This is a genomic window from Acidisphaera sp. L21 (assembly GCF_009765685.1).
In the GTDB taxonomy this organism is placed as follows: domain Bacteria; phylum Pseudomonadota; class Alphaproteobacteria; order Acetobacterales; family Acetobacteraceae; genus LMUY01.
The window spans coordinates 1-24,279 of record NZ_LMUY01000065.1; the positions used below are offsets into that span (position 1 = coordinate 1).

Annotated in this window: 22 protein-coding genes; 13 read left to right on the top strand and 9 right to left on the bottom strand. The window is 67.0% G+C overall.

The features are described 5' to 3' along the window. From GSQ76_RS12025 to pdhA, 3 genes are all read right to left on the bottom strand, one after another. Positions 1–562: biotin/lipoyl-containing protein (locus GSQ76_RS12025; RefSeq protein ID WP_158744155.1), on the bottom strand; the 562-nt coding region annotated here is incomplete at its 3' end. After that, complete coding sequence (locus GSQ76_RS12030) at positions 562–1,905, bottom strand: pyruvate dehydrogenase complex E1 component subunit beta (protein WP_174247336.1); 1,344 nt, start codon at positions 1,903–1,905, stop codon at positions 562–564. The genes GSQ76_RS12025 and GSQ76_RS12030, both read right to left, overlap by 1 nt. Before the next feature lie 5 nt (positions 1,906–1,910). Further along, the gene (gene pdhA, locus GSQ76_RS12035; RefSeq protein WP_158744156.1) at positions 1,911–2,924 is read right to left on the bottom strand and encodes a pyruvate dehydrogenase (acetyl-transferring) E1 component subunit alpha; all 1,014 of its coding nucleotides are present in this window, start codon (positions 2,922–2,924) and stop codon (positions 1,911–1,913) included. A 186-nt stretch (positions 2,925–3,110) separates the two neighbouring features. Between pdhA and GSQ76_RS12040 the strand changes: the two genes are divergently transcribed. From GSQ76_RS12040 to GSQ76_RS12095, 12 genes are all read left to right on the top strand, one after another. Next, positions 3,111–3,305, top strand: a complete 195-nt coding sequence (locus GSQ76_RS12040; RefSeq protein ID WP_216851019.1) for a hypothetical protein — start codon at positions 3,111–3,113, stop codon at positions 3,303–3,305. Positions 3,306–3,381: 76 nt separating this feature from the next. Beyond that, positions 3,382–4,401 carry a TRAP transporter substrate-binding protein DctP gene (gene dctP, locus GSQ76_RS12045; protein ID WP_216851020.1) on the top strand — a complete coding sequence of 340 codons (1,020 nt, stop codon included), beginning with the start codon at positions 3,382–3,384 and terminating at the stop codon, positions 4,399–4,401. Beyond that, a complete protein-coding gene (locus GSQ76_RS12050) occupies positions 4,398–4,949 on the top strand; it encodes a TRAP transporter small permease (protein WP_158744159.1) in 552 nt (183 codons plus the stop codon). Before dctP ends, GSQ76_RS12050 begins: the two co-directional genes overlap by 4 nt. A gap of 6 nt (positions 4,950–4,955) precedes the next feature. Then, positions 4,956–6,302: a TRAP transporter large permease gene (locus GSQ76_RS12055; protein ID WP_158744160.1), complete on the top strand. Its 1,347-nt coding sequence runs from the start codon at positions 4,956–4,958 to the stop codon at positions 6,300–6,302. A gap of 196 nt (positions 6,303–6,498) precedes the next feature. Further along, positions 6,499–7,329, top strand: coding sequence for an ABC transporter permease subunit (locus tag GSQ76_RS12060; RefSeq protein WP_216851024.1), 831 nt, complete (start codon positions 6,499–6,501; stop codon positions 7,327–7,329). Positions 7,330–7,334: 5 nt separating this feature from the next. After that, positions 7,335–8,069 carry an ABC transporter ATP-binding protein gene (locus GSQ76_RS12065; RefSeq protein WP_158744162.1) on the top strand — a complete coding sequence of 245 codons (735 nt, stop codon included), beginning with the start codon at positions 7,335–7,337 and terminating at the stop codon, positions 8,067–8,069. Then, positions 8,066–9,028 (top strand): ABC transporter substrate-binding protein, encoded by a 963-nt coding sequence (locus GSQ76_RS12070; protein ID WP_254070372.1) that lies wholly within the window; start codon positions 8,066–8,068, stop codon positions 9,026–9,028. The genes GSQ76_RS12065 and GSQ76_RS12070 overlap by 4 nt, the downstream gene beginning before the upstream one ends. Further along, positions 9,028–10,164 carry an acyl-CoA dehydrogenase family protein gene (locus GSQ76_RS12075; RefSeq protein WP_158744163.1) on the top strand — a complete coding sequence of 379 codons (1,137 nt, stop codon included), beginning with the start codon at positions 9,028–9,030 and terminating at the stop codon, positions 10,162–10,164. The genes GSQ76_RS12070 and GSQ76_RS12075 overlap by 1 nt, the downstream gene beginning before the upstream one ends. A 95-nt stretch (positions 10,165–10,259) precedes the next feature. Beyond that, on the top strand, positions 10,260–11,912 hold the full coding sequence (locus GSQ76_RS12080; RefSeq protein WP_158744164.1) for an ABC transporter substrate-binding protein: 1,653 nt from the start codon (positions 10,260–10,262) through the stop codon (positions 11,910–11,912). 2 nt (positions 11,913–11,914) lie between these two features. Further along, positions 11,915–12,868 carry an ABC transporter permease gene (locus GSQ76_RS12085; RefSeq protein WP_158744165.1) on the top strand — a complete coding sequence of 318 codons (954 nt, stop codon included), beginning with the start codon at positions 11,915–11,917 and terminating at the stop codon, positions 12,866–12,868. Beyond that, complete coding sequence (locus GSQ76_RS12090) at positions 12,865–13,689, top strand: ABC transporter permease (protein ID WP_158744166.1); 825 nt, start codon at positions 12,865–12,867, stop codon at positions 13,687–13,689. Before GSQ76_RS12085 ends, GSQ76_RS12090 begins: the two co-directional genes overlap by 4 nt. After that, positions 13,686–15,638 carry an ABC transporter ATP-binding protein gene (locus GSQ76_RS12095; RefSeq protein ID WP_158744167.1) on the top strand — a complete coding sequence of 651 codons (1,953 nt, stop codon included), beginning with the start codon at positions 13,686–13,688 and terminating at the stop codon, positions 15,636–15,638. The genes GSQ76_RS12090 and GSQ76_RS12095 overlap by 4 nt, the downstream gene beginning before the upstream one ends. 49 nt (positions 15,639–15,687) lie before the next feature. Here GSQ76_RS12095 and GSQ76_RS12100 read toward each other — a convergent pair whose 3' ends face one another. The 3 genes from GSQ76_RS12100 to GSQ76_RS12110 all read right to left on the bottom strand — a co-directional run bounded on the left by GSQ76_RS12100 (position 15,688) and on the right by GSQ76_RS12110 (position 19,304). Then, a complete protein-coding gene (locus tag GSQ76_RS12100; protein ID WP_158744168.1) occupies positions 15,688–16,917 on the bottom strand; it encodes an aminotransferase class III-fold pyridoxal phosphate-dependent enzyme in 1,230 nt (409 codons plus the stop codon). A 69-nt stretch (positions 16,918–16,986) separates the two neighbouring features. Further along, positions 16,987–17,958 carry a D-2-hydroxyacid dehydrogenase gene (locus tag GSQ76_RS12105; protein ID WP_158744169.1) on the bottom strand — a complete coding sequence of 324 codons (972 nt, stop codon included), beginning with the start codon at positions 17,956–17,958 and terminating at the stop codon, positions 16,987–16,989. A gap of 53 nt (positions 17,959–18,011) precedes the next feature. Continuing rightward, the gene (locus GSQ76_RS12110) at positions 18,012–19,304 is read right to left on the bottom strand and encodes an aspartate aminotransferase family protein (protein WP_216851021.1); all 1,293 of its coding nucleotides are present in this window, start codon (positions 19,302–19,304) and stop codon (positions 18,012–18,014) included. A 238-nt stretch (positions 19,305–19,542) separates the two neighbouring features. Here GSQ76_RS12110 and GSQ76_RS12115 point away from each other — a divergent pair, with 238 nt between their 5' ends. Beyond that, positions 19,543–20,034, top strand: coding sequence for a hypothetical protein (locus GSQ76_RS12115; RefSeq protein ID WP_158744170.1), 492 nt, complete (start codon positions 19,543–19,545; stop codon positions 20,032–20,034). Here GSQ76_RS12115 and GSQ76_RS12120 read toward each other — a convergent pair. Genes GSQ76_RS12120 through GSQ76_RS12130 form a run of 3 tightly spaced genes read right to left on the bottom strand, consistent with a single transcriptional unit; the run spans position 20,031 to position 24,226 of the window. Further along, positions 20,031–22,622 carry an MMPL family transporter gene (locus GSQ76_RS12120; RefSeq protein WP_158744171.1) on the bottom strand — a complete coding sequence of 864 codons (2,592 nt, stop codon included), beginning with the start codon at positions 22,620–22,622 and terminating at the stop codon, positions 20,031–20,033. The genes GSQ76_RS12115 and GSQ76_RS12120 overlap by 4 nt on opposite strands. Before the next feature lie 6 nt (positions 22,623–22,628). Beyond that, the gene (locus tag GSQ76_RS12125; protein ID WP_158744172.1) at positions 22,629–23,237 is read right to left on the bottom strand and encodes a CDP-alcohol phosphatidyltransferase family protein; all 609 of its coding nucleotides are present in this window, start codon (positions 23,235–23,237) and stop codon (positions 22,629–22,631) included. Then, positions 23,234–24,226 (bottom strand): flippase-like domain-containing protein, encoded by a 993-nt coding sequence (locus tag GSQ76_RS12130; protein WP_158744173.1) that lies wholly within the window; start codon positions 24,224–24,226, stop codon positions 23,234–23,236. Before GSQ76_RS12130 ends, GSQ76_RS12125 begins: the two co-directional genes overlap by 4 nt. Positions 24,227–24,279: the final 53 nt, after the last annotated feature.

Consider the following 24,279-nt stretch of genomic DNA (forward strand, 5'->3'; position numbering starts at 1 on the left):
CTGCTGCTGCGGGGGCGGCGGCCGGCGTGGCCGCGGGCTTCGGCGCGCCGCCGCTGGCCTGTGCGGCCTCGATATCGGACTTGATGATGCGGCCGTTCGGGCCGCTGCCCTTGATACCATCCAACGCAATGCCGGCCTGCTGCGCCATGCGCCGGGCGAGGGGGGAGGCAAACACGCGCTCGCCCTTATCATGCCCGTTGGCGGAAGGCGCCGGGGCTGGGGAGGCGGCCGGCGGCTTCGGCGTGGTGGCGCTGGTTTCGGGCGCGGGCGCTGCCTTCGCGGCAGGGGCCGCCGGGGCATCGCCGGTGGGCACGGCTTCGCCGGCCTCGACCAGGATGGCGATCGGGGCGTTCACCTGCACGCCGGCGGTGCCGTCGGCGACGAGGATCTTGCCCAGCACGCCCTCATCCACCGCCTCGACCTCCATCGTGGCCTTGTCGGTCTCGATCTCGGCGATCACGTCGCCGGCGGTGACGGTGTCGCCTTCCTTCTTCAGCCAGCGGGCGAGCGTCCCCTCCGTCATGGTCGGGGACAGCGCGGGCATCAGGATGTTGGTGGCCATCAGACGATCTTCTTCACGGCATCAACCACCCATTGCGGCTGCGGCAGTGCCAGTTTCTCGAGGTTGGCGGCATACGGCAGCGGCACGTCCAGGCCGTTCACCCGCATCGGTGGTGCGTCCAGCCAGTCGAAGCAATGCTCGATCACCTGCATCGAAATCTCGGCGCCGATGCCGGCAAACGGCCAGCCTTCTTCCACGCTCACCACGCGATTGGTCTTCTTCACGCTCTCGATGATCGTCTCGGTGTCCAGCGGGCGCAGCGAGCGGAGGTTGATCACCTCGGCATCGATCCCCTGCTCGGCCAGCATCTCCGCCGCCTTTAGCGCCACGCCCACCATGATGGAGAAGGCGACGATGGTGACGTCCTTGCCGACCCGCTCGATCTTCGCCTTGCCGATCGGCAGGGTGAAATCCTCGTCGGTCGGGCACTCGAAGCTTTGCCCGTAGAGGATCTCATTCTCGAGGAAGATGATCGGGTTGGGGTCGCGGATGGCGGTGCGCAACAGCCCCTTGGCGTCGGCGGCGCTGTACGGCGCAACCACCTTCAGGCCGGGCACATGGGCGTACCAACTGGCATAGCACTGGCTGTGCTGCGCGGCGACGCGGCTGGCCGCGCCGTTCGGGCCGCGGAACACGATCGGGCAGCCCATCTGGCCGCCGGACATATACAGCGTCTTGGCGGCCGAGTTGATGATCTGATCGATCGCCTGCATGGCGAAGTTGAATGTCATGAACTCGACGATCGGGCGCAGGCCGCTCATCGCCGCACCGACGGCCATGCCGGTGAAGCCGTGCTCGGTAATCGGCGTGTCGATGACCCGGCGCGGACCGAACTCGTCCAGCAGACCCTGGCTGATCTTGTAGGCGCCCTGATACTGCGCGACTTCCTCGCCCATCAGGAACACGTCTTTGTCGCGGCGCATCTCCAACGCCATCGCGTCACGCAACGCCTCGCGCACCGTGATGCTGGCGGTCGGGCCCCAATCCTTCTCGGGCGCCGGCGCGGCAAGCGGCACGGCGGTGGCGGCAGCGGTTTCGGCCGGGCGCTTCGGCTCCAGCTTCTGTGGCGCCTCAGCGGTGGGTGGTGCGGCGCTTTCGACGGCACCCTCGCCCAGCACCGCGATCGGGGTGTTGACGGGGACGCCCTCGGTGCCTTCCTCGACCAGGATCTGGGACAGCGTGCCCTCGTCCACGGCTTCCACTTCCATGGTCGCCTTATCGGTCTCGATCTCGGCGATCACGTCGCCGGCGCGCACGTCCTCGCCGACCTTCTTCAGCCAGCGGGCGAGCTTACCCTCCGTCATGGTGGGGGACAGGGCGGGCATCAATACTTGGGTCGACACGAGCCTCAGCCCTCCACCAGGATATCGGTCCACAATTCGCGCGCATCCGGCTCGGGGCTGGTCTGGGCGAATTCGGCCGCGTCGTTGACCCGGGCTTTCACCTGGGTGTCGATGTCCTTCAGCGAGTCCTCGCCAATGCCCATCTCGGTCAGGATGTGCCGCGCCTGCTCGATGCAATCGCGTTCGCCGCGCATCTTCTGGATTTCTTCGCGGGTGCGATACTTGCCGGGGTCGGACATGGAGTGGCCGCGGTAGCGATAGGTCTTCATTTCCAGCAGATACGGGCCGTTGCCGGCGCGGCAATGCGCCACGGCGGCCTCGGCGGCCTGGCGTACGGCGGCGACGTCCATGCCGTCCACCTGCGCGCTGGCCATGCCCCACGGCGAGCCATTCTTAGACAGGTCGCGGGACGCGGTAGCGCGGTCCACGCTCGTGCCCATGCCGTATTTGTTGTTCTCGATGACGAAGATGCAGGGCAGCTTCAGCAGGGCGGCGAGGTTGAAGCTCTCGAACACCTGGCCCTGGTTGGCCGCACCATCACCGAAATACGTGACCGCAACGTGATCGTTGTTGCGGTACCAGTCGGCAAACGCCAGCCCGGCGCCGAGGCTGACCTGGGCGCCGACGATGCCGTGGCCGCCGTAGAACTGCTTCTCTTTGCTGAACATGTGCATCGAGCCGCCCTTCCCCTTGGAATAGCCGCCCGACCGACCCGTCAGTTCCGCCATGACGCCGCGCGGCTCCATCCCCGTGGCCAGCATGTGGCCATGGTCGCGGTAGGAGGTGATGACCTGGTCGCCCGGCTTCAGCGCGCCCTGGATGCCGACGACGACGGCCTCTTGCCCGATATACAGGTGACAGAACCCGCCGATGAGGCCCATGCCGTACAACTGGCCGGCCTTTTCCTCGAACCGGCGGATCAGCAGCATGTCGCCGTAGGCCTTAAGTAGATCGTCCTTGGACAATTCCGGACTGTTGACCAGCTTGCCGCCGCGTTTCGTCTTTTCGGCCTGCGCCATGTCCACCCCCGCTGAATTGACGCCATCCACGTAGCCCCGGCCGGTGCATCCGACAAGGGAGGGCCTACAACATCATTGTTGTGCAATGCAAAATCGCGATTAACCACCTGGTGGTTAATAGTGTTTGGAAGCAATCGTCGCGCTCAAGGATTGAACGCTGGGTCACGCTAGGGCTCCGAATTTTGTTTGCTGCCAGCCGAGAATTTGGCGTGCTACCGGGTGATCATGTCCGAACCTCCCGACCAATCGCGCCTGCTCCCGGTCCTGCTGCTGGCAGGGCTACTGGCGCTCGGCTTGCTCGCCTGGTGGCTGTTTCCGCTGTTCCAATCCTGGGTGGCGCATCAGGACTGTGTGGCCCTTGGTCGGACCAATTGCGGCTGAGCCCGCGGCTTGTTGCCCCTGCGTGGCTCAGATAGCCTGCGCACCAATAACATCACTACCAAAGGAAATGTCCGCCATGCCGATCACCCGCCGTGCCGCCCTCGGCCTGCTCGCCGCCCCAGCGTTGCTGCGCGTAACTGGAGCACGGGCCGCGGATGCGCGGGTGTTGAAGATCAGCCACCAATTCCCCGGCGGCACCATCGAACAGGGCGATTTCCGCGATCGCCTGGTCCGTCGCTTCGCCGCCGCCGTGCAGGAGAAGACCGGCGGCTCGCTGTCGTTCGAGATCTATCCCGGGTCCTCCCTGATGAAGACCGTGGCCCAATTCTCCGCGCTGCGGCGCGGCGCGTTGGACATGAGCCTGTATCCGCTCGCCTATGCCGGCGGTGAGATCCCGGAGGTCAATGTCGGGCTTATGCCGTGCCTGGTCACCAGCTACGCCCAGGGCCTGGCGTGGAAGACGGCGCCGATCGGGCAGGAACTGCAGTCGCTGCTGGACAAGCGCGGGGTCAAGATCCTCACCTGGATCTGGCAGGGCGGCGGCGTCGCCTCTCGCGCCACCGGCGTGGTGAAGCCCGCGGATACGAAGGGGCTGAAGATCCGCGGTGGCTCACGCGAGATGGACCTGATGCTGAAGGCGGCGGGCGGGATCATCAGCTCCGTCACGTCGGACGAGACGTATGCGGCGATGCAGACCGGGTCGCTGGATGCGGCGGTGACGTCGTCGACCAGCCTCATCAGCTTTCGCCTGCAGGAGATCGCCAAGAACGTCACCTCCGCCCGCGGCGGCTCGTTCTGGTTCATGTTCGAGCCGTTGCTGATGTCCAAGCAGGTGTTCGACAGCCTGACGCCTGATCAGCAGAAGGCGATCACCGACGTGGGCGCGGCGCAGGAGCAATTCGCACTGGATATGTCCAAGGCGGACGACCAGGCGCTGGCCGACATCTACGGCAAGGCCGGGGTGAAGGTGGCGGATATGACCGACGCCGACATCGGCCAGTGGAAGTCGATTGCGCAGGACTCCGCCTGGAAAGATTTCGCAGCGCGCAATGCCGCCTGCGCCAATCTGCTGAAGCTGGCCGAGGCGGTCGCTTGACCGCAGTCGCCACGACGACGGCGGACGTGCCGCGCGCCGGGCTGCTGGGCCTGGTGCAATCGCTGGTCACGGGATTGAACGGCGTGCTGGCGGTCCTGTCCGCGCTGGCCATCGCCACGGCCGGCGGCGTGCTGACCTGGGAAGTGATCGGCCGCTACTTCCTGAGCATCCCCAGCGACTGGCAGGACGAGCTATCGACCTTCCTGCTTATCGGCGCGACATTCGGCTCGGCGGCGTGGACGCAGGCGCGGCGGGGCCACGTGGGCATCGATGCGCTGGCCCACATCCTGCCGCCGCGCGTGGACCAGGTGCGGCGTCTGCTGGCGGATGCCTGCTCCCTGCTGTTCGTCGCGTATTTCACCTGGAAAAGCTGGCAGTTGCTGGGTGAGGCGTGGGAGGAGGGGCAGACCACGCCGTCCGCCTGGGGGCCGCCGCTATGGATCCCGTATGGCTGCATGACGGCTGGGATGGCGCTCCTGGCGTTGCAGTTGCTCCTGCAATTGCTGGGCAGCCGCCATGCCGATCCAAAACCCGCACATCTGGCGTAACCGAACATGGGTGTAGGGACGATCGGGCTGCTATATGGCGGCGCCACGCTGGTTGCGTTGTTTTCGGGTATCCCGATCGCCTTTGCGCTGGGCGGCGTGGCGACCGTGTTCATGATGATATTCATGCCGGCCGCCTCGCTGGATACCATCGCGCAGAATGTCTACGAGGAGCTTGCCTCCATCACCCTGCTGACGATTCCGCTGTTCATCCTGAAGGGTGCGGCGATCGGCAAGTCGCGGGCTGGCAAGGACCTCTACGACGCGCTGCATACCTGGCTGCACCGGGTGCCCGGCGGTCTGGGTGTGGCAGTGGTGCTGGCCTGCGGGCTGTTCGCGGCCATGGCTGGCTCCAGCCCGGCGACGTGTTCGGCGATCGGCTCGTCCGGCATTCCGGAGATGCGTCGTCGCGGCTACTCCCCTGGTTTCGCCGCCGGGCTGGTGGCGGCGGGCGGCACGCTGGGCATCCTGCTACCCCCGTCGATTGTGTTGATCCTATACGCCGTTGCGTCCGAGCAGTCGCTGGGCCGCCTGTTCCTCGCCGGGCTGGGGCCGGGCGTGCTGCTGGTGGTGCTGTTCGCCGGATGGGCGGTGGTGAATTGGCGGCGCGAGTTCGGCATGGCCCAGCGTGTGGCCGATGCCGGCGGCCCGCGCAGCGAGATCCTGCGCTCCGACACCTACACGATGCGGCAGCGGTTCGATGCCCTGCCCCGGGTGCTGCCGTTCCTGCTGCTGCTGACGGGCGTGATGGTGGCGCTGTATGGTGGCATCGCTACGCCGTCCGAAACCGCCGGCCTCGGCGCGGTGATGGCGCTGCTGCTGATCGCGGCAATCTACAGCGCCTGGCGCCTGCGCGACCTCAAGCCGATCTTCGAGGGCACGCTGGGCGAAAGTGGCATGCTGCTAATGATCATCGGCATGAGCCTGCTGTACAGCTACGTGATGAGCTACCTGCACATCAGCCAGGCTACGGCTGGCTGGATCGTCGGGCTGCAATTGTCGCGCTGGCTGCTGCTGACGGCGATTCTGGTGATGGTGGTGGTGCTCGGCTTCTTCCTGCCGCCAGTCTCAATCATCCTGATGACCGCGCCGATCATCCTGCCGCCGCTGCGCGCCGCCGGGTTCGACCTAGTCTGGTTCGGGATCGTCATGGCGGTGGTGATGGAGATGGGGCTGATCCACCCGCCGGTGGGGCTGAACATCTTCGTCATCAACCGCATCGCGCCCGATATCGGGCTAGGGCCGATCATCCGTGGGACCATCCCGTTCGTGATCCTGATGGCGGTCGGCGTCGTCATTCTGTCCATCGTGCCGGGAATCGCCATGTGGCTGCCGAACGCGGTGTATGGGCACTAATGGCGGAGAACCAATTTCTCCTTTCGCGCAGTGCGGCGATGGTTGCCGACTACCGCGGCAAGGCTTTTAAGAACACATAACTCTTTGACTTTACTCACTTTCGCCACGACTATCTATTGCATGTGCGAAGGCTGTTGCCCGTCTCGCGCAGGATAGTTTTCTACGTTCTGGCGAGAGAGAGACGTCAATGTCGGTTATGTCGGCTGCCCCAATTCGCTTAGCCTTACCGGCTGTCACGCAGGTTCGGGCGCCAGCCCGGCGTCGGTTCTCGCTCGCCGGGTATCGCCGGTTTCTTTCTCCGCTGGTGCTCGTGCTCCTATGGCAGGCAGCCTCCATGGCGGGGCTGGTCTCACCGCGCGTCCTGGCGGCACCCACGACGATCCTGGCCTCCGCCTGGGACCTGCTGATCTCTGGTGAGCTGCTGTACAACATGGCCGTCTCGCTCCAGCGCGTGGCAATCGGGTTAGCGATCGGGGTGAGCGCGGGCGCCGTCCTGGCTGTGGCGTCCGGCCTGACCCGCCTGGGGGAGGACGTGGTCGACGCGCCGATGCAGATGTTGCGGACCCTGCCGTTCCTGGCGCTGGTGCCGCTGTTCATCCTGTGGTTCGGCATCGGCGAGGTGCCGAAGATCGGCCTGGTCGCACTGGGCACCACCTTCCCGATCTACATCAACCTGTTCGCTGGCATTCGCGGGATCGAGCCGAAGCTGCTGGAGGCCGGGCGCGTGTTCGGGCTGAGCCGCTGGGGCCTCATCCGCCACGTCATTCTCCCGGGCGCGCTGCCGTCTGGCCTGGTCGGGCTGCGGTATGCGCTCGGCACGGCCTGGCTGTCCCTGGTAGTGGCGGAGCAGATCAACGCCACCGCCGGCATCGGCTACCTGATCAACGACGCCCGCGACTTCCTGCGCACCGACGTGATCGTGGTCGGCCTGATGGTCTACGCGATTCTGGGCCTGAGCGCGGATGCGCTGGTCCGCCTGGGTGAGCGTCGGCTGCTGGCGTGGCGCCCAACGCTGGTCGGGCGGTGAGCATTATGAGCAACAATGCAGGCGTAAGCGTTCGCAATCTGACGCGCCAGTTTGGCGAGAACCGCGTGCTGGACGCGCTGGATGTCGAGTTGGAGCCCGGCGCGTTCGTGGCCCTGCTAGGCCGCAGCGGATCCGGCAAGACGACGCTGCTGCGCACTCTGGCCGGCCTGGACGCCGCCCCGGCGGATGCGCAGATCGACGTGCCGACCCCGACCGCCGTCGTGTTCCAGGAGCCTCGGCTGCTGCCGTGGAAGCCGGTGTGGCAGAACGTCGCACTGGGCCTGGCCGACCCAAACCCACGCCGCCGGGCCGAAGCCGCGCTGGGCGAGGTGGGGTTGAGCCACCGGTTGGACGCCTGGCCTGGCACCCTGTCGGGCGGCGAGGCGCAGCGTGCTGCCCTGGCGCGCGCCCTGGTGCGCCAGCCCAAGCTGCTACTGCTGGACGAGCCGTTCGCGGCACTGGATGCGCTGACCCGGATGAAGATGCACGGCCTTGTGCTGGACCTATGGCGCACCCATGCCCCCACCACGCTGATCGTGACCCACGACGTGGACGAGGCGCTGCTGCTGGCCGATCGCGTGCTGGTGCTAGAGCATGGCCGCATCGCCACCGATCTGCGGGTTGGCATGGACCGGCCGCGCGACCCCACAAACCCGGGCTTCGGTCCATTGCGGGCGAAGCTGCTGCGCGCCTTGGGTGTGGAATTGCCGGCTGCCCGGGTGCTGGAACCCAGCGCGTGAGCCTATACCGCCGGGCGTTGCTGGGGGCGATGCTGGCCGCGCCCGCGATCGTGCGCGCCGCCTCGCCCGTCACGCTGCGGATGACGCAGTTCAAGGCCGGAGACGCCATGGTGCTGCGCCTGGCCGGGCAGGCGGACACGCCGTATCGCGTCGAGTGGTCGGAATTCGCGTCTGGCAACCAGATGCTGGAGGCGATCAACGCCGGTGCCATCGACCTCGCCTATAGCAGCGAAATCCCGCCGATCTTCGCCGCGTTGACCGATGCGCAGGTGAAGGTGATCGGCGTCATCCGTGGCGACGTGAACGAGCAGACGGTGCTGGTACCCGCCGGTTCCACCATCAAGGGTTTCGCCGACCTGAAGGGCAAGCGTGTCGGCTACGTGCGCGCGACCACCACGCATTACTATCTGCTGCGCATGCTCGCCTCGGTCGGGCTGAGCTGGAGCGACATAACGCCAGTGAACCTTTCGCCGTCGGACGGCGCGGCGGCATTCCGCTCCGGTGCGCTCGATGCCTGGGCGATCTACGGCTATTCCGTCCCGCTGGCGGTGCATGGCGGCGCGCGCGTGCTGGCGACGGCGAAGGGCTTCCTGTCCGGCAATTACCTCAACCTCGGTCGCCCTGGCGCATTGGCAGAACCGGATCGCCGGGCGGCGATGATCGACCTGCTGGGCCGCATCGCCCGCGCCTATGCCTGGATCGACGACCACCACGCCGAATACGCCAAGGCGCAGGCCACCGCGCTGAATGTGCCGGAGGATGCGATCCGCTCGCTGGTCGACAACGTCAGCCAGCCGCGCCGGCTGACGGCGCCACTGGATGCGGACGTCGCGTCCCAGCAACTCGTCGCCGACACGTTCAGCAAGGCTGGCGTGCTGCCGCGCCCGGTGGATGTGACGCCGCTGTGGGACCGGACATTCGGCGCCGAATTGGGCGCGCATTTGCAAAAGGCTGCGTGATGGACGGGATCGTTGGGCATCGGTGGCCGGATAGCGCGCTGGCTGCGGAGTTCGCGCTGGGCGCAGGCGCGCACGACCGGGACGCCAGCTTCCCGCACGAGAATTTTCGCCGCCTGGCGCAGGAGGGACTGCTGAACCTGACGGCGCCCGTCGAAGAAGGCGGCGGTGGCGCCGGGTTGGCGCGGGTGACGGCGTTGGTGGAGACGATCGGCCAGGGCTGCTCGGCAACCGGCCTGGTGCTGGCGATGCAGCTGATCCATCTACGCGCGTCCACGCATAATCCGCGCTGGCCGGCGCATCTGCGCAGCCTGGTGGCACGCAGCGCCGCGGATGGGGCGCTGATCAACGCGTTGCGCGTGGAACCAGCGCTCGGTTCGCCCTCGCGTGGCGGCTTGCCGGAGACGACGGCCCGCTGCACCGCGGATGGCTGGTCGATCAGCGGGCGCAAGATCTACTCCACCGGCTCACCCGGCCTGCGCTGGATGCTGGTATTCGCCCGCACCGACGAGGCATCGCCGCGAGTTGGGTTCTTCCTGGTGCCTGCCGAAACCGCGGGCATCGTGATCGAGGATACGTGGGACCAATTGGGCCTGCGGGCCTCCGGCAGCAACGACGTGGTGTTCACCGACGTGGCGATACCGGCAGACCACGCCGTCGACATTCGCCCGCCGGGTGAATGGCGGCCCGACCCAAGCCAGGCACCCTGGAGCAACCTGAGCATCTCCGCCCTGTACACCGGGGTGGCGATGGCCGCACGCGACTGGGTGATCGGCTTCTTGCGGGATCGTGTGCCCGCCAACCTCGGCGCGCCGCTGGCAACCCTGCCCCGGATGCAGGAGGCTGTGGGCGGGATCGAGGCGCTGCTGCTGACCAATCGCCGCCTGATCGCCGACGCCGCGGCCGAATATGACCGCACCGGCGGCCCCGGCAATACCGCCTGCAACCTAACCAAGACGGTCGCCGCCGAGAACGCGATTCGCGCTGTGGAGGAGGCGGTGAAGCTGACCGGCAATCACGGCCTGTCCCGCTCCAACCCACTCGAGCGGCATTTGCGCGACGTGCTGTGTGCCCGCATCCACACCCCGCAGGCCGACTCGGCCCTGATCGCGGCCGGCAAGGCGGCGCTCGGCCAGTAGCATCTGCGGCGTAGCGTCCGCGACAACCCTGGCGCCGCGGCGGCTTTCTTGCTCCACTCAAGATCGCCGCCGTTCTAGCCCGGGACATTTTGCCGATGCGCCGCACGCCCCGATTCCTCGACACGCTACGTCTCGAAGCGAGCGCGTTGGAGAACCACGTGGTCGACGAGTTTCTCGCCGGGCGGTTGGACCGGCGCGCCCTGCTGCGGGAGGGCAGCCGGCTCGGGCTGGCGCTGCCGTTGTTGGGCGGGTTGCTAGGGCTGCCCGGCAGCGCCGCCCGCGCGCAAACCGGCAAGCCGGGCGCCACCATCCGCATCGCCTCCCCCACACCCGCCGGCGCGATCGACCCGGTGTCGACCGCAGGGACGGGTGGGCTGATGATGTTGGGGCAGACAGGGGAGTACCTGGTGCTGGACCAGCCCGACCTGGTGTTGCGCCCGATGCTGGCGCTGTCGTGGAAGCCGAATGACGACGCGACGATCTGGAATTTCAGCCTGCGTCCGAACGTGAAATTCCATAACGGTCATGTGTTGAATGCGGACGACGTGGTCGCGACGATGAACCGGCTATGCGATCCGAAAATCGGTTCCAGCGCATTGTCCGCCTTTCGGGGCGTGCTGGCACCGGGCGGTGCGCGCAAGGTGGATGACCTGACCGTGGCGTTTCACCTGGAGGCGGCGAACGGCAATTTTCCGTATCTGGTGTCGTCGGATAATTATAACGCGATCATCCTGCCGGCCGATTACGGCGGCGATTTCGAGAAGAATTTCAACGGCACCGGGCCGTTCAAGCTGGACAAATACACCGCCAAACTCGGCGCCAGTTTTGTCCGCAATACCGATTACTGGGGGCCGAAGGCGCTGCCGGCGCGGACCGAGTTCACCTTCTTCGCCGACCAGCAGCCGCAATTGCTGGCTCTGCAGGGCGACCAGGTGGATGTGATCGCGCAACTGGCGGTGCAGGGCGCGCAAGGCCTGCTGAGCGATCCGGATGTGCGGATCATCAAGACGCGCTCCGCCCTGCATCGGCAGGTGCACATGCGCACCGATGTTCCCAAATTCGCGGATAAGCGAGTGCGCCAGGCGATCGCGATGACGCTGGATCGGCCCGCCATCATCACTGGCCTGTTCCGCGGCCTGGCGGAGCCGGGCAATGACTCGCCCTTCGCCCCGGTTTATCCCTCCACCGACCACGGCGTGCCGCAGCGCAAGAAGGACATTCCCGCGGCGCGCGCACTGATGGCGGCAGCGGGCGTGCCGAACGGGTTCCAGGCGACGCTGACGACGGAGCGAATGCAGGAAATCCCGGATTATGCAGTGCTGATCCAGAACGCCTGCGCCGAAATCGGCGTGAAGCTGACGCTGAAGGTCGAAGACGTCGGCAGCTATTACGGCAATGCGAAACCGGGCGAGTCGGATTGGCTCGACTCGGAAATGGGCATCACCGATTACGGCCATCGCGGCATTCCCAACGTGCTGCTGGGCGCGCCCTTGCTCGGCAACGGGGCGTGGAACGCGGCGCATTTCAAGAACCCGGCCTATGACGCACTGGTGGCGCAGTACGGCGCCGCGACCGATCTGGGCGTGCAACGCGGCCTGGCCGGTAAGATCCAGACGCTGCTGCTGGACGAAACGCCGGTGATCTTCGGCTATTTCTACAATGGCCTGGCCGCCACGTCCGCCGCCGTGTCCGGAGTGAAGATGACGGGCATTCCGCAAATCTTCCTCTCGGAAGCGACCATCACCTGACGATGCCGCATTTGGCACGGCAGATCGGGCAAAGGCTGGGCCTCAGCCTGCTAACGCTGCTTCTTCTGAGCATCGTGGTGTTCGCCGGCGCGCAAGTGCTGCCCGGCAATGTGGGCCGCGCGATTCTGGGCCCGTTGGCCGACCCGGCCGCTGTTGCCGCCATCAATCACGAATTGGGTGCGGACCAGCCGCTGGTGTTGCGCTATCTCGGCTGGATTGGGAAATTCCTGCTGGGGGACATGGGGCAATCCTACGTCTTCCGCTCGCCAGTGGCACCGTTCGTGGGCGCGGCGCTGCTGAACTCGCTGAAGCTGGCGGCGGTGGCGTTCGTCATCGTCGTCCCGCTATCGATCGGTGCCGGGGTGTATGCCGCGACGCGCGTCGGGCGCTGGCAGGACCGGACGATCAGCATCGCCGGGCTGTCGCTGACGGTGGTGCCGGAATTCGTGTCCGCCATCGCGTTGATCCTGCTGTTCGGCGTGTGGCTGCGCTGGCTGCCGATCTCCGCCGCCATACGGCCGGGCACGGATTGGCTGGAGCAATTGCGCCGCCTGATCATGCCCGCCCTACCGCTCGTCATCGTGCTGTTCGGCTACATCGCGCGTATGGCGCGGGCCGGCACGGTGGCGGCGCTGGAGGCGGATTACACCCGCACCGCCGTGCTGAAGGGCCTGCCGCAGCGCACCGTGATCTTCCGCCATGTTTTGCGCAACGCGCTGCTGCCGACGATCACGGTCGTCGCGTCGCAGATCGGCTACATGATCGGCGGCTTGGTGGTGGTGGAAACGCTGTTCCGCTACCAGGGCATCGGCAGCCTGATCCTGATGGCGGCGCGCGGTAAGGATCTGCCTATGCTGGAGGCCGGCATCCTGGTGGTCGGCGCCCTGTTCGTGTTGGCGACGCTGGCGGCCGACATGCTGCAGGCGGGGCTCGACCCACGGCAGCGCGCCCGGTGAGCGAACGCAGCGGCCTCGGCCGTGTCGTCCGCTCCAGCGTGTTCCTGGCCGGGCTGGTGATCGTGCTGTTCTGGGTGGGATGCGCGCTGTTCGGCCGATGGCTGGTGCCGATCGACCCCTATCGCGACGACCTGCTGAACACCCTGGCCGCGCCCTCCGCCGCACATTGGTTCGGCACCGACCAACTCGGCCGCGACGTCTTCGCGCGCGTAGTGGTGGGCGCCGGCCCCATCCTGTCCGTCGCCCCCGCGGCCACGCTGCTGGCGACGGTCGCGGGCACGGCATTGGGGCTGCTGACGGGCTATGTCGGCGGCTGGCTGGACACGGTGCTGGGCCGCCTGATCGAGGTGTTGCTGGCTCTGCCGCTGATCGTGGTGTCGCTGCTGGTGCTGGTGGCGCTGGGGCCGTCCACTATCACGGTCATCGCCGTCATCGCCATTATCTTCACCCCGCTCATCGCGCGCACCGTGCGGGCCGCCGTGTTGGCGGAGCGCGGCCTGGACTACGTCGCCGCGGCGGAGTTGCGGGGCGAAAGCGCGGCCAACATCATGTTCGTTGAAATATTGCCGAACGTGCTGCCGCCCATCCTGGTGGAGACGACGGTGCGGCTCGGCTATGCGATCTTCACCGTGGCCTCGCTGAGCTTCCTCGGCTTCGGCATTCAGCCGCCCTCGGCCGATTGGGGGCTCGCGATATCCGAGAATTACGGGATGATCGTGGGTGGCTATTGGTGGACCGTATCGTTCGCCGCGGCGGCCACGGCCTCCCTGGTGGTGGGCGTGAACTTGGTCGCCGACGGCATTCAGGCGGCGCTGGAATGACGGCGCCCGCCTTGGAACTCCGCGACCTCAGTGTTGGATACCGCGCCCGCGGTGCGGAGGCGCTTGTGCTGCACGGCCTGTCGCTCAGCATCGCGCCGGGCGAGGTGTACGGCCTGGTGGGGGAAAGCGGCTGCGGCAAATCCACCGCCGCCTTTGCCGCATTGCGGGCATTGCCACGTAACGGCTTCATCCGCGGCGGCCAGGTGCTGGTGGATGGGCAGGACATCACCGCGCTGGACCCGGCGGGACTGCGGCAGTTGCGGCAGACGAAGGTGTCGATGGTCTACCAGGACCCCGGCCGCGCGCTGAACCCGTCGCTGACGGTCGCCCGCCAGATCGGCGAGGTGTACGAGGTGGCGGGCGTAGGGCGGTCCGAAGCCTTCTCGCGCGCGCAGGCGATGCTGCTGAAGATGCGGATCGCTGGCCCAGCCCGCGTGATGCGCGCCTATCCGCACCAGCTATCGGGCGGGATGCAGCAGCGCGTGGTGATTGCCATGGCGCTGGCGAAGAACCCGGCGCTGCTGGTGCTGGATGAGCCAACCACCGGGCTGGACGCCACGGTGGAGGCGGAAGTGCTGGATCTGGTGCAGGTATTGCGGCATGAATTCGCCACCTCCATCCTGTTCATCAGCCATAATCTGGCGGTGATCGGCCGGATGTGCGACCGCGTTGGCGTGCTGTACGCCGGGCGGCTGGTGGAGGAGGGCGCGGCCGCGGATTTGCTGTCCCGCCCGCTGCATCCCTACACCGCGCGGTTGATCCAGTGTCTGCCCAGCGGCAAGCGCAAGGCGGATGGCCGGCTTGAGACCATTCCCGGTTTTCTACCCGCACCCGATGATATGACGCCGGGCTGCGTGTTCGCGCCGCGCTGCGAGTTTGCCGATGATCGGTGCCGTACCATCGTCCCGCCATTGGAGACGCAGCCCGGGCACCAGGTCGCGTGCCACCATGCCGATCGTGCCCAATGCACCATTGCGCCGGCCCCGCCCCGCCTTGTTTCCGCCCCGATCGCCGGTGCGCCCGTACTGCGCGCCGTAGGCCTGTCCAAAACCTACGGTGACGTGCGGGCGGTGCGCGACGTGTCGCTGGCGTTGCTGCCAGGTGAGACATTGGGGCTGGTCGGCGAATCCGGCAGCGGCAAAACCACGCTCGCCCGGATGCTGCTGGGGTTGGAGGCGCCGGATCCGGGCGGCGTGATCGAACTGGACGGCCGGTTCGTCGCCGGCCGGGCGAAATCGCGCACGCGGGCCGACCACAAGGCGTTGCAGATCGTGTTCCAGAACCCGGACTCCGCGCTCAACCGCTCGCACACCGTGCGCCGGCTGATCGGCCGGCCGCTGGCGCGCATGGCCGGTCTGCCCCGGCGGCAACGCGCAGCCCGGCTGTTGGAACTAGTCGGCGCCGTCCGCCTGGCGGAGCGGTATTTGCCCATGCGGCCACGCCAGCTCTCGGGCGGGCTGAAGCAACGCGTCGCCATCGCCCGTGCCTTCGCCGGCGATCCGAAGGTGGTGATCTGTGACGAGCCGACCTCCGCCCTCGACGTGTCGGTGCAGGCGGCGATCCTGAATTTGCTGACCGATCTGCAGGCGAGCGCCCGGGTCAGCTACGTGTTCATCAGCCACGATTTAGGCGTGGTGCGCTATCTTTCGGACCGGATTGCCGTGATCTATCTGGGCCGGATCATGGAAATCGGCCCGGTGCAGGCGGTGTTCGACGGCCCGCACCATCCGTATACCGAGGCGCTATTGTCCGCGATGCCCGGCGCCGGCGCGCGCATCCAACTGCATGGGGAGATGCCGAGCCCGGCGGCGCTCCCCTCCGGCTGCGTGTTCCAAACCCGCTGCCCCCGCAAGATCGGCGCCATCTGCGAAACCACGGAGCCGGAGTTGGCCGACGAGGCGCACGCCATACGCTGCCACTTGCCGCGCGCCGAGATGGGCCGCGCATGATCGCCGTCGCGACCGTGTGGCGGCCGGCTTTAGCCCCAGTCCAGCGCGGTCAGCGCGCGACGTGGCGGAAGCCTGCCTCCGCGGCGGTGAGCGCGGCGTCGATATCCGCCTCAGTATGCGCGCAGGACATGAACATGTTGTGCTTCGGGTGGAAATACGCGCCGTGGCGCAATGCCTCGGCACAGAACTCGAAGCCGCGCTTCCACTCGGGATCGTCCACGAACATCACGGTCGGCATCTGCACCGGGCCGCTCTGGTCGATGCGCAGGCCGTGATGGCTGGCACGCTCCTCCAGCCCCTGGCGCAGCCGCTCACCCATCGCCTTCATATGCGCCGGGCCATTGATGCGGCGTAGCTCCGTCAGCGTGGCGACGGCGGCCGCCATCGGCACTGCCCCACACCAGAACGACCCGGTGGTGAACACCTTGGTCGCCGCCTCGCGAAACCGGTCGCGACCGGTGACGGCTGCAAGCGCATGGCCGTTGGCGATGGCCTTGCTCCAGGCTGCCAGATCGGGCTGCACGCCCAGCGAATCCCACGAACCGGCGAGGCTCAGCCGGAACCCGGCGCGCACATCATCCAGCACTAGGGCAGCGCCGGTTTCGTCGCACAAGTCGCGCACCCGGCGGGCGAATGCCTGCGTCGGCATTTCCTGCGGCAGGCCCATGTCGTGCTTGAACGCGGACACCAGCACCGCGGCCAAATCGGTCCCGGCCTGCTCCACCGCGGCTTCCAGGCTGGGGATGTCGTTGAAGTCGAAATACACCAGATGCGCCCGGTCTTCCGCCGTGACGCCGGCGACGCTGGGGGAGCACCAGGGCACCGCCCCATGATACGCGCCGCGGGCCACCAGAACCTTGCGCCGGCCGGTCGCGGCGCGGGCGATGGTGACGCTGGTGGTGGTCGCGTCGCTGCCGTTCTTGCCGAATATGCACCAATCGGCATGCGGGATGATCTCGACCATCAACTCGGCCAGTTCGACCAACGCCGGCGCCGGGCCGTTCATGCAATCGCCCAAGCCGCGCTGCTGCGCCACGGCAGCGTCAACCACCGGATGCTGATGCCCCAGGATGATCGGTCCCCACGAACACATGAGGTCGACGAACCGCCGCCCGTCCACGTCCACCAGGTGGCACCCTTGGGCGCTGGTGAAATACTGCGGATAGCCGTCCGGCAGTTTGCTGACGTCCATATGGCCCCACAGCCCGCCGGGGATCACGCGTTGAGCCCGGGCGCGCAGGGCGGTGTCGACGGAGTTGGGGAGTTGGTTCGTTGCCATAGACCGGATATATCATATCGCTCAATGGCTGGGAACGACTGTCTGAGCCGTTCCCAGTCGTCCCCCCGGCTAGTAGCCGCGTTCGGGCAGGAAGTGGTTCGGCAGCGGCAATCCCGCCTCGAACGCCGCGACGTTTTCGAGGAAGATGTCGAAGCTGCGGGAATTGTAGGTGATCGGGTCGTCGCAGGACACGTGCGGCGTGATCACCAGGTTGGGCGTGGTCCATAGGCGGTGGCCATCCGGAATCGGCTCCGGCACGAAGACGTCCAACACCGCACCGCTCAACGTGCCTGCCTCCAGCATGTCGCACAGCGCATCCTGGTCCAGCAGCGGGCCGCGGCCGATATTGACCACGCCGGCATAATTCGGCAGCAGCGCCAGACGACGGCGGTCGATGATGTTCTGCGTGTTCTTGGTCAGCGGCAGGGTGATCACCAGGAATTCCGTCTCCGGCAGCACGCTGTCCAGGTCGGCGGTGGCAACCACTCGCTCGCAGAACGGATGCGGCTCCGCCTTGGTGCGGACGCCGATCACCCGCAGGCCGAATTGGCTTGCCCGTTCCGCCACGCCGCCGCCCAGGCTGCCCAGGCCCAGCACCGTTACGGTCCGGCCCGCCAGCACGCTGCCCGTCACGCGGCGCCATTTGCCCGCCTGCTGGGCGGTTGCCAGCTTGGGCATGCCGTTGGCGAGCATCAGGATCGCCATGATGCCATATTCGCCGGCCTTCGGGCCGTGCGTGCCGCTGTTGTTCATCACCTGCACGCCGGGCTGGATTTTGTCGAAGGGCACGATGTCCAGCCCGGCGGAGGTGCAGAACACCATCTTCAGCTTCGGCGCGTCGACCGGGAACAGCGCACGCGTGCCGCGCGTGCCGGTGACCAGCGCCTCGGCATGCTGCATCGCTGCGGTATAGTCCTCCATCGTGTGGCCGACCGTCACCTCATGCGGTCTGGCACCGGCGCGAGCCACCGCCTCCTCCCAATGGGTCATGGTGAGGGGTTCGCCGATATTGTCGGCATGGTTCTGGATATGGATGCGCATCGTCGTCTCCGCGTTTGGGCATGGGCCGGCCGCTTGGTAGCGGCCGGAGCGTATTACGGCAGGCTGGCTCGCAAGGCCTGTGCCGCGCCGGTGAACGCCTCGATCGCCTGGGCGATATCCACCTCGTCATGCGCGAGCGAGATGTAGATCTTCCCGGCGCTTTTGAAGACGCCGCGTTCGCGGACCAGCGCGTTGAACCGCTTGCTGAGCACGGCGTCCGCCGCCAGGGTGCTGCGATAATCCTGCACCGGGTTGGCGGTGAACAGCGCGTCGAACATCGGCGGCTCACCAGGCACCTGCACGGCGAAGCCCGCATCGCGCAGCGCCTTCTCCAGCCCGGTGCGAATGGCGTTGCCGTTGGCGAAGATGCGTTCGTAGGCGCCGGGCTGCCGCAGCACGGCCAACGTCGCCAGCCCGGCCGCTGCGGCCACCGGATTGCCGCTGAGTGTGCCGATCTGCGGGGTGAAGCCGGCCTCGCCCACGATGGCGCGGTCGAAATGCGCCATGATGTCCGCCCGGCCGGCCACGGCGGCCAGCGGGAAGCCGCCGCCGATGACCTTGCCCATGGTGCAGAGGTCGGGCGTCACGCCGTAATAGGTCTGCCCGCCGCCATAGGCGAGCCGGAACCCGGTGACGACCTCATCGAAGATCAGGGGGATGCCGTATTGGGCCGTAATCTCCCGCAAGCCCTGCAGGAACCCGGCGACGGGGGACACCAGGCGCTGCATCGGCTCCACGATGACGCCGGCGAGTTCGTCGTGGTTGGCGCGGATCAGGTCCTGCACCGCCTGTAGGTCGTTATAGGGTGCAACCAGCACGTTATCCCGGGTGTTGGCGGGAATGCCGGCCGAATCGATGCTGGCGAGCGGGAAATTGCCCGGCTTGGCCGGCCACAGGCTCATCATCGCGTAGTCGCTCATGCCGTGGTAACCGCCCTCGAACTTCAGGATCTTGTCCCGCCGGCGGAAGGCGCGGGCCAGGCGCATGGCGTAGGAATCGGCCTCGGTCCCGGAACTGGTGTATCGGACCTGTTCGGCGCATGGCACGGCGTCGACGATCGCCTCCGCCAGGCGGATGCTGTGTTCGTTATTGGCGAAAAAGGTCGTGCCGAGCGCGATCTGTTCGTGCGCGGCGGCCGTGACCTCTGGGTGGGCGTGGCCGACCAGCATTGGGCCGGAGCCGAGTAGCAAGTCGACATATTCGCGGCCTTCCATATCCCAGACTCGGCCTGCCTTGCCGCGCTGGATGATGGCATCGCCGTCCATATTGCCCAGCGAGCCGCCGGGCAGCACCTGCCGCGCCGTCTGCACCAAGGCCTGCCCTCGCCCATCGACCATGCCGTCCATCACCAACCCCCTCGAACACTCGGCGCGGAGCCTCCGTGAGAAAGCCGGGCGCGTCCAGTCTTGGTGTGAGCCCGTAACTGGGTTCACGTCCATTTATACAATTAACGAAGTTATCACGTGAGAAATGAGTTTAAAATAAGACATTAATAACAACTACAGGTTGCAATGTCTCTTTGATTTGGTATGTACACTGTCAGGCCAGGGCGTTCAGGTGTGGGCGTCTGCCGGGGGATCGGTGATGAAGTATGTCGCTCCGTTGGATATGCTGAAGGACCGTCTGGACATTTCGACCGTCGATGGGCAGGTGCGGGTGAGTCTATCCTACGATGGTTTCCTCAACCTGATCCAACTCATCATTTCCGACGATCGTTTGCCGGAAAGCCCCTATATACAACGTCCTACCAACGAGGTGGCGCCGGTAGCGGCGGGTCAGGGCACGGGGCGGGGCGGCTACTTCGCCGGCCGGTCATCGACCCAGAACGAAGACGAGAATTGGTACATTCAACGCGTCGCCGGCGGCGGCGAGGGCGGCATTCCAGGGGGACGCCGCGATGCTGGCATCCGAGAACGCGTGGCGAATATTCAGCAGGTCGCAGAAACGTGGCAACAACAACTATCGGTTGTAAAGACTTTGATGGAGGTGTTGCGGACCGCAACTCCACCCGAGGAACCAGCCGCTGCAAATGGTGAGCAGCCTTACGACCCGTATGAGGTCCAGTCGCTCAGTTAAGCTGGCCGACCCGCCGGGGTGGCGTGCGTCGCGACCGCGAGCAGGGCTGGCAGAAACACCATCGTCGTGATGACCGTTGACCCTAGGCTCAGCAGCAACAGCAATCCCATGCTGGCGGTGCCCGGGTGATACGAGAGCGCCAGTGAGCCGAAAGCTGTTGCGGTGGTGAGCGCGGAGAATATCACCGCCCGCGCCGTTGCGGAGCCGAGCGGGTTGGTCTGGCCCGCGCGCCAGTTCATCACGAAGTAGATGTTGAACGACACGCCGACGCCCAGCAGCAGCGGCAGCGCGATGATGTTGGCGAAGTTCAGCGCCAGCGGAACGGCGACGGATGCCACCACCGTTAGCAACGATGACAGCAGCAACGGTGTGAGTACTAGCAGTACATCCTTCACTCGACGCAGCACGATCGTCAGCAGCACGGTGATGGCAACGACCGCGCTGATCGCGGCGATGCGAAAGGCAGACACCACTGTGTCGGCACTGCTGATGATCGTTACCGCCGACCCGGCGCTGTTCGGTGCCACCGTTTGCACCTCTGCCACGAAGCGATGCAGCGCGGCGTTCCCCCGGATCCTGGCCTTCGGCGTAACCTGCAGCCGCGGCCGCCCATCCGGGGCGATCCAATCGGCCCGGATGGACGCCGGTACGTCTGCCTCCGTCACCGGTTTGGCCGCCAGCGCATTGCGCAACCGGTCGAGCTGCAGCGGCAGGAAGCGGGTGATGGCGGTGTTGGCAGCCAACAGCGCCGGGTCGGGCACGGCGGCGAGCTTCACCAGGTCGGCGGTGATGGCGATCAGCGGATCGCCCGGGGACAGGCGCGGCAGCACGGATGTCAGCCGGTTAGCAGTGTTGCGGATCGCGTCGCGAATGGCGCTGGCCGTAACTGGCTGCGTTGGCGCGGACGGCGCCAGGGTGATGGCGAGCACGCTCGCCGCATCCTCGATCAGCGGGAGTTTCTCGGCCTGATCCTCCGGCACGAAACTGCGCAACCAGGTGACGCTGTCCACCGTGTCCAGGGCGTTCAGCCGCTTGGCGAGCGCGGCGGCGGCGTCCATGCTCGGGGCCAGCATTTCCATCGTGTAGGGGCTGGTTACCGGGTCGTCCATCAGGTCGCCCAGCGTCCGCATCGCCTCGGTATTCGGGTTCTTGGTGTGCAACGGATCGCTGTCGAAGGCCAAATGGGGCAGCAGGGCCAGGCCCAGCACACCCAGCGCGGCGAACATCGCCACGATCGGCCAGCGCAGCCGCCGGGCTACCGAATCCAAAGGGCGCAGCACGCGCAGCCCTGTTTCCGCGGCGCCGCTGGCCGGGCGGAATATCGAAAGCAGGGCGGGCAGCGCGGTCATGGTGCAGGCGAACGCGATCAGCATTCCGCCACCCGCGATCAGCCCCAACTGCGCGACGCCGGTGAAGGAGGTGGGGGTGAAAGCCAGGAACCCGGCAGCCGTCGCCAGCGACGCCACCAGGATCTGCCCGCCTGCACGGCGCCCAGTCGCGCCCAGCGCTCCAACCAGGGAACCGGCATGCAACTGCGCCTCCCGCAAGCGGACGCTGAATTGGATGGCGAAATCGACGGCGATGCCGATGAACAGGATGGCAAAGGCGACCGACACCAGGTTCAGCGTGCCGACGGCCAGCGCCGCGAACGCGCCCGTCAGCAACAGCCCCAGGAACAGCGTCAAGAGGATCGGCACCACCACGCGCCAGGTGCGGACGGCCGCGAACAGCCACACCGCGACCAGCACGGCGCTGCCGATCAGGCCGGACACAGCGCCCTGGGCGACGGTCGAAAACTCTTCGTCATCCAGCGCGACGGAGCCGGTTAGCCGCACCCGGGCGGTGCCGTCGCGGACGAATTCCAGCTTCGCCGCGGCCTCGCGCAGCGCTTGGCTGGCGGACTCCCCCGGTTCCAGCGCGCCGAAATCCAGCAATGGCTTGGCCAGCACGAAATGGAAGCGCCCGGCCAGGTCCGCCACCGGGCCTGCCAGCAGCCGCTCCCACGAAACGGGGGTCGGCTTGCCGCTGGCGGCGGCATCCAGCGCGGTGTGGAACCCGCGCAGCGCCGGCTGGAACGGCGTCAGGTTCGCCTGCCCGACCTCCACCCCTTGCGCGATCAGCGACAATGCGCTGGCCAGGCCGCGCAGGCTGGGGTCGGCGGCGAGTTGGCCGAGGAAGGGTTGTGCGTCGATCGTCTGGTCCAGCACCGCGCCAAGCTGCTTGGTGTCCAGGAACAGGAACGCGTTGCGCTCCAGATACGGGGACGCATCCGGCTGCGACACGGCCGAGAAATGGGTTTTATCGGCGGCCAGGGCGGCGGCCAGGTCGCGCGCCGTTGCCTCCGCTTCCTCCGGGATCGCGCTGTCGACGACGGCGACCAGCAGGTCCTCGTTCTGCGGAAAGGCGTGCTGCAATTCGGCGCCGCGCTGCTTCCACGGCAGGTTGGCGTCGAACAGCAGGCCGGTATCGGTGGTGACGCCCAGCCGCGATTGGATCGCCCAGGCGCCGCCCAACGCAACCAGGATCGCCAACCCCACGACCAGCAGCGCACGCCGCGCGCACGCGGCGACCAGCGCCGACAGGAACACGCGGGGTTAGACCTGTGCCGGGGTGCGGATCAGCCGCATCAGGCGCAGCCCGGTCAGCAGCATGATGGCGGTAGCGCCCGCGGCCGCCCCAATCACAATCGGCCCCAGCCAGCCCAGCCACGCCAGCGGTCCCATCAGATACAATGCGTCGTCCGGGTCGAAGCCCCACTTGCCGCTGTAGGCGCGTGTATCCGGTGGGCTGCGCAATTCCAGCCATTCCGAGAACAGGCCGCACAGGAACAGCGACGCCCCCGCCAGCAGCCCCAACGGCATGGCCCAATGGCCCAACCAGCCACCGCGCAGGCCGATTCCGGCGGCGATGAAGAACAGAGCGTTGATGATGTTATCGACCCAATAATCGAAGATGTGCCCAGCCTTGCTTCCCAGATTGCCCATCCGCGCCAACTCGCCATCCGCACGGTCCAGAAAGGCGGAGACCAGCCACATCCCGCCGCCCCACCAATCTGCCTGGCGGCTGCCGATGGCGAAGCACGCGCAGGCCGCCAGGCCGGACAGCAGGCGCAGCGCCGTCAGATGGTTCGGCCGGATCCAGGTGCCGATCATCGGCCGCACCAGCGGGCGGGCGGCCAGATGGGTCCACGAACCGCCGCTCATGGCAAGGCGCCCTCCATCGTGGGTTCGGTGGGCCGGCGGGACTCCATCCACTGCCAGGCGACCAGCCCCGGCACGCCCAGCACGACTTCCCGCAGCCGCTTCATCAGCGAGAGGGCGATCGCTACCTCGGGTGACAGGCCGAATAGCTGACAGACCACGATATACCCACCTTCCTGAACCCCGAGCGCGCCGGGCACGGCGAAACCGACCGCCTTCAATGCCTGGCCAAGGCTTTCGATCACCAGTCCAGGGCCGATGCCCACATCGTGCCCCAGGAAGTGCAGCGCAAGGCATACTTCCACCCCGCCCAGCAGCCACGAGATGCTGTGCCACAAACAGGCCAGTGCGACGCGGGTCGGCGCGCGGTAACAGGCGATCAGCGCCGCGTGCAGCCCCTTCACGTTCGTGGTGCCGGACCAGCCGATCTTTTCGCCCAGCCACATCAGCCCCTTCTCGAACGCCATGGCCAACCCCAGCCATTGCGCGCCCAGGAACCCGGCCGCCACCAGCACCGCTACGATGATGCCGCCGGTAACATACGTGGCGATGCCGCTATCGCCGACCGTGTGCAGCAACAGGTAGAGGCCCAACAGGGTGAAGACGATCTGCGTCACCATCTCCATCGTCAGATCCGCGATGGAGCCGGCGATGGCGTTGGCCAGCGGCAGCCCACGCCGGCCCAACAGGCGGGAAGCGACAAACTCGCCACCGATCTGCGCCACGGGCAGCAGATTATTCACGCCCTCCCGAATCCAGCGCAGCATCAGATAGGTGCGCAGGCGGGGGCGCGGTGCGGCCGGCCCGGCGATCACGAACCAGGCGCCGGCGGAAAACAGCATCTGGATCAGGTGGAACGCAATGACCGCGGAAATGCCGAACCAGCCGGCGTTGCGCAGCAGGTCCAGGATGCGGCCGACGCCGTAGCTTTCCAGCAGCCAGGCGGCGAGGGCCAGGCCGGCCAGCCCGCCGATGATCGCACCGAGTTTCATCCGCAATCCCCAATCAAGCCGCCTGAATAGCGTCCGCGTTTGCACTGCGCTAG